Source organism: Rhizobium mesoamericanum STM3625 (assembly GCF_000312665.1).
GTDB classification, from domain to species: domain Bacteria; phylum Pseudomonadota; class Alphaproteobacteria; order Rhizobiales; family Rhizobiaceae; genus Rhizobium; species Rhizobium mesoamericanum.
In genome coordinates this window covers 52,876-57,740 of the sequence record NZ_HF536775.1, presented here as the reverse complement: position 1 = coordinate 57,740, position 4,865 = coordinate 52,876, and the positions used below count along the sequence as shown (strand labels likewise).

The following is a 4,865-nucleotide window of genomic DNA, read 5'->3' as shown; positions in this document are numbered from 1 at the left end:
GGTTCCAGGTGACTAGGCTCAGGACTCAGATCAAAGCCAGAAGATAACGGCGGCTGCGATGCCGAGTAAGCAACAAGCCGAGGCCGTTCAGGCGGCGTAATTCCACGGCATGAGCGCTTCGATTTTGGTGCTGGGCCAGGCATTGGCAAGGCGTTCAAGCGTCTGCGTTAGCCAGGCCTGCGGATCGACGTTGTTCATCTTTGTTTGCCGTCTGCAGAAGCGTCGCGATGGTCGCCCAGGTCTTGCCGCCACCGTCACTGCCTGCAAATAGTGAGTTCTTGCGCGTGATTGCCTGGGGCCTGATTGCCCGCTCGACGATGTTGGAGTCGATCTCAACGCGACCGTCTGTCAGGAAGCGCTCGAAGATATCGCGACGCGAGATGGCATAACGCAGAGCCTCTGCAAGTTTCGATTTGCCGGAGACCCGCGGCAGGGTCGCCTGCCCGAGAGTGAAGAGGTCACTGACGATCGCTGCGGAGATCTCCTGACGCGCGGCGACACGAGCCTGAGGGCTTTGACTCCGAACGGTCTCCTCAATCTCCCACAGCCTTGCCATCCGCTGGACGGTATCTGTAGCGAACCCAACTGGGCCGACCTTGCTGTCGAGCTAAAAAAGCCCGGCGTCACGCTGCTCATCCTGTGGGAGGAGTATCGAGGGTCGCATCCGGACGGTTACGGCTACAGCCGTTATGTTGCGGCCAAATTTATGTTGCGCAAGCCTCTCAGTTGTTAGGGCGCTTAGCCGTCGTGGGGTTCTTGACGCAACATAATTCAATGGGTGGGTAGCAAGCCTTTTCCAATGGAGGTTTGCTATGGATCTGACGACTGATACCGACCATCCGGTCGGCCGCTACTATGATGACGCGCCGTTTGCCGAAGAGCGGGACCGTTACCTTCGCCACTGTGCGGAATGCGGGGCGGCTCCCAGCTCGCTGACGATAGAGCGCAACGAGCTGTTGTGGATTGCCAAGCGTCTCGGCCCGGATGCTTCTTCAGAGGGCATCGACATCGAGGCACTCCGACGGATTGCCATTGAGAGGGAACAAGCCCACGGAGCCGTCACCGCAGCGCGAAGAGTTGTCGATATCGGACGACCTTGGCTTCGATTTCTCGGCTGGTGGCGTGAACCGAGCGCCGGGGTTGAGCATCAGAGCCAACTCGACGAGTATGTGAGATGGATGCGCGATGAGCGCGGCTTCACATCATCGACACTCGAGCAATGGACCCGTGTGATCGGTAGGTTCCTGCGCTGGTGTGACGAGACAAATCGGCATCTCTGCAATCTTCGCGCCGGCGACATCGACGCTTATTTCGTTACCCAGGCGACGGGACGATGGTCCCGCGTGTCAGTCGCCAACACCGCTTCGGCTCTGCGCGGATTTCTACGCTACGCAGGAAAGCGGGGAATGTGCGTAGACGGTCTGGCTGGATCGATTTGCCGTCCCCGGCTCTACCGACAGGAGTCTCTGCCGTACGCCCCGGACTGGTCAGACGTGCAGCGCATGTTGGTCGATGCCGAGACCGACAAGCCGCGGGACATCCGCGATCGTGCAATCCTGCTGCTGCTTGCGGTCTATGGAATGCGCAGCGGTGAGGTCGTTGCATTACGCCTAGATCAGATCGACTGGTCCGGTCGGACCCTAGGGCTTTTCCGTCTGAAGCGCCGCCAGCCGCAGATTTATCCGCTCGTTTCTTCTGTTGCTGAGGCGCTTGCCCGCTACATCGACACGGTTCGGCCGTCGTCGTCCCACCCGGAAGTCTTCCTCTGCATGCAAGCGCCCCGTCGGCCGTTGAAGGCGGGGAGCATCTATGATGTCGCGAACCGCAGATTTGTCGCGCTTGGAATCGCAGCGGCCCATCGCGGGGGGGCACGCGCTGCGGCATGCCTGCGCCTCTCGGCTTCTTGCCGAAGGTCTGTCGATAAAGGAAGTTCCCGAACCTTATCAATGAGCGCCCGTAATGTTAAAACCAATGCCAGACAGGGTGCGCGTGCTGCCTCCGTCAAGTTCGAGCTATCGTCTTCAACCTGGCTGATGAGAATACCGACATGCGCAGTGGAACGGTAATCCCGAACTCTGCCATTAGACCACGAAAAGCATTGATGATTTGAGTCTTTTGCCGCACGAGAAGGTCACGTACCTTGAATACTGTCGCCGCAGCTTGCTTCTCCTCACTTTTGACTGCGACGAAACGCATAGTTGGTCTCATTGCCGCCTCGCAGATGGCTTCAGCATCGGCCGCATCATTCTTCTGACGCGCTTGACGAACGGTTTGACGTAAATTGGCGCGATCAGCTTGACTTGATGACCAAGCTTGCCAATCTCGCGACCCCAATGGTGGCTGCCCGCGCAGGCTTCCATCGCTACAATACAAGGATCAACGCCTGAAAGGAACGCGAGCAACTTCTTGCTCGAAATCTTTCGCCGAGAAAGCACCGAGCCATTAATGCTTGCTGCGTGAACTTGAATTGTGCTCTTGGCCAAATCCAGGCCGATTATGCTAACCTTTTCCATGGACGCTGTCTCTCTTGTAATGGTTCCGACACAACCATTCTGGCACGAAGATGCCGTTGAGTGGGAGCGTCCACCCCATCGCTCACATCTGACCTTCTGACAGAAGCAGGATAATCGGCCGTCCGTCTCCGTCGCAATACGACTTCTAAGCAGGCTCGCCGCCGTGCGGTGGGCTTTGAGATGCGTCGCGTCGATCATGATGCGCTCCGGCTTCGGCCCCCTCGCCGGCGAGCCCGGCGAAGATGCGGTCGAACACGCCCAGCCGGCTCCAGCGTACGAAGCGGTTGTAGAGCGTCTTGTGCGGACCATAGCCCGCCGGCGCGTCCTTCCACTGGAGACCGTTGCGGATCACGTAGACGATCCCGCACCACCCGCCGATCGTCGACCCACGCGACACCGTGTGAAAGCGGGAAATGTGGCGATATCCGCGCCATCTGGCGCTCGCTCAGCAAAAACAAATCACCCATCACGGGCTCTCTCTCGGAAGACCTGAATCACATCTCAAGTCAAATTAATAGGTCCTGAGCCTAGATGGAACCACTACATATTGCTCCCACCGGAGTTCAGGCTGGCCGCCACTTGTGCGCTCGTTTCAGAATCAGTAGCCGCTCACAGAATACGTGGGTTCAGAATCAATTTGGCGCATCTCACGAGCGAGCGCTAAGTTCCTAGTGCATAAACGGAATCTAAAAAAGTTAGGAACAACTTCATATTAGGGCGTTCTTTGTCATTCGATGCTTATGCGCGCAAACGAAAGGTTGCGCCAATATGGTCCCTGGTGCATTTTTTCGCGATACGAGTCTAACGAGCTCACAAAATTTGCGGAGAAAAGAACCAGACCAGAAAAAGAAACCGGTCCCGAAGAACCTCCGGAAGCGATAGCCTCTCTCTTCCCACCAATAACAAAAACACCTTTTCGGTGAACGGCAAACCTTTGCCTGGTCTCAAGCGGAGACGACGAGATGGGCAACACCCAAATGCATCCGCGGCCAACCGGCCGCATCATAACGCCACAGCGCACCCACTTCCGGCGACTGGCGGAGTCGGCGGAGATCGGTACGGTGACGCGTGCCCAATTGGCTGGCCTCGCTCAATCCCTGACATGCACAGGGCTGATCAATGCGACCGAAAGCCACCTGCTTGTGGCTCTAATCAACACGGTTCCCGCTGAATCGTTTGGCCCGTTCGGCCGTCCGATCGTATTTAAATCTAACCGGCAGCTAGCCTTCGAGATCGGCCGCTCCGTTAGTCGCGTCAGTCGGCTGCTATCGCGCCTATTCGACGCCGGCCTGGTCACCATGCGGGATAGCGGCAACTACAAGCGCTACCCGATCCGCAGCGGCCATGGTGAAATCATGGGTGGGTGCGGAATCGACCTCCGGATCCTGGTCGTTCGATATACCGAGCTGGACAAGCTCGTGAGGCAGGCTCAAGCTGAGAAGAGAGACACCGACGCGGCGTCGCGACGCTATCGTGGCACGCTTCGGGCCGTTCGTTATGCCCTTTCAACCGCCGAGCAGCATTCCGATCGAACGCTGCGGCACGTTGGTGCCCGCATCGATCGCATCAATGTTCTAATTAGGGCCGCCGGCTCAGCATCTAGCCGGATGCTGAGCCGAGCAACGGCCCTTTTGGAGCGGCTGATAGATTGGTTGATGCGGCTCCCCATCACAGCGGTCGAAGCACAAGAGACGGGAAAAACGGCATCCCCGCGTCTTGAAAACGGCATACACAAACGAAATACAATCCCTAAAATTCGTGTACATAGTAACAGTAAATGGCCTTCGCCTAACGCTGACTCCATCCCCAACTCGGCTTGTGAAAAAAGCCTGGGGCCAGATCGGAACGAAATCAGCCAAGCACAAAACTTGCCGAAACCTGCGGTGGCTTTGCAAGACGTAATGAAGGCGGTGCCGATCCTGCAGGTCTACGGGCTTGCACCCAAAAGCTGGGCCGAGCTGGCGCGGAATATGCCATTAATGTGCCGGTTTGCCGGGATTTCCGAGGATGCCAGAACCCGGGCCGTTCAGCAAATGGGTGAGCCTCAAGCCGCTGTCGCGGTTGCCATTACGTTAGAGAAATATAGTAGGCAGGAAGTCAGATCGCCAGGAGGTTATTTGCGTGCCATGACAAATCGGGCCTCCGTGGGCGAGTTGCATCTTGCCCGCTCTGTTTTCGGGCTTGCCGCTCGAAATTGTCAGCAAGAATTAAGACGCGATTGCTTTTAGCTGGACGTAACGGATGGGTGTCAGGCTGCCTTGACCTTGTGAGCGGTCGTCAGAAAGTGTGGCTATTTGGTGCCGAGGAGTCAGGCAGGGAGCTTTCAGCTGTTGCTCGGGTCTGGTTTGCTCT

Annotated in this window: 2 protein-coding genes and 3 pseudogenes; 2 read left to right on the top strand and 3 right to left on the bottom strand. The window is 57.4% G+C overall.

Annotated features, from left to right (window positions below; genetic code table 11):
- Positions 1-87 precede the first annotated feature (87 nt).
- Positions 88-577, bottom strand: a pseudogene (locus tag BN77_RS28390) (IS66 family transposase); the annotation flags it as partial.
- 235 nt (positions 578-812) lie between these two features.
- Between BN77_RS28390 and BN77_RS35750 the strand changes: the two are divergent.
- Positions 813-2,066 (top strand): tyrosine-type recombinase/integrase, encoded by a 1,254-nt coding sequence (locus tag BN77_RS35750; RefSeq protein WP_007538817.1) that lies wholly within the window; start codon positions 813-815, stop codon positions 2,064-2,066.
- Here BN77_RS35750 and BN77_RS32820 read toward each other — a convergent pair.
- Positions 2,059-2,513 (bottom strand): annotated as a pseudogene (locus tag BN77_RS32820) (IS110 family RNA-guided transposase); the annotation flags it as partial. The gene BN77_RS35750 and the pseudogene BN77_RS32820 overlap by 8 nt on opposite strands.
- Positions 2,514-2,663: 150 nt before the next feature.
- A pseudogene (locus BN77_RS35275) lies at positions 2,664-2,980 on the bottom strand (transposase); the annotation flags it as partial.
- A gap of 495 nt (positions 2,981-3,475) precedes the next feature.
- Between BN77_RS35275 and repC the strand changes: the two are divergent.
- A complete protein-coding gene (gene repC, locus BN77_RS28370; protein WP_028749676.1) occupies positions 3,476-4,741 on the top strand; it encodes a plasmid replication protein RepC in 1,266 nt (421 codons plus the stop codon).
- The last annotated feature ends 124 nt before the right edge of the window (positions 4,742-4,865 follow it).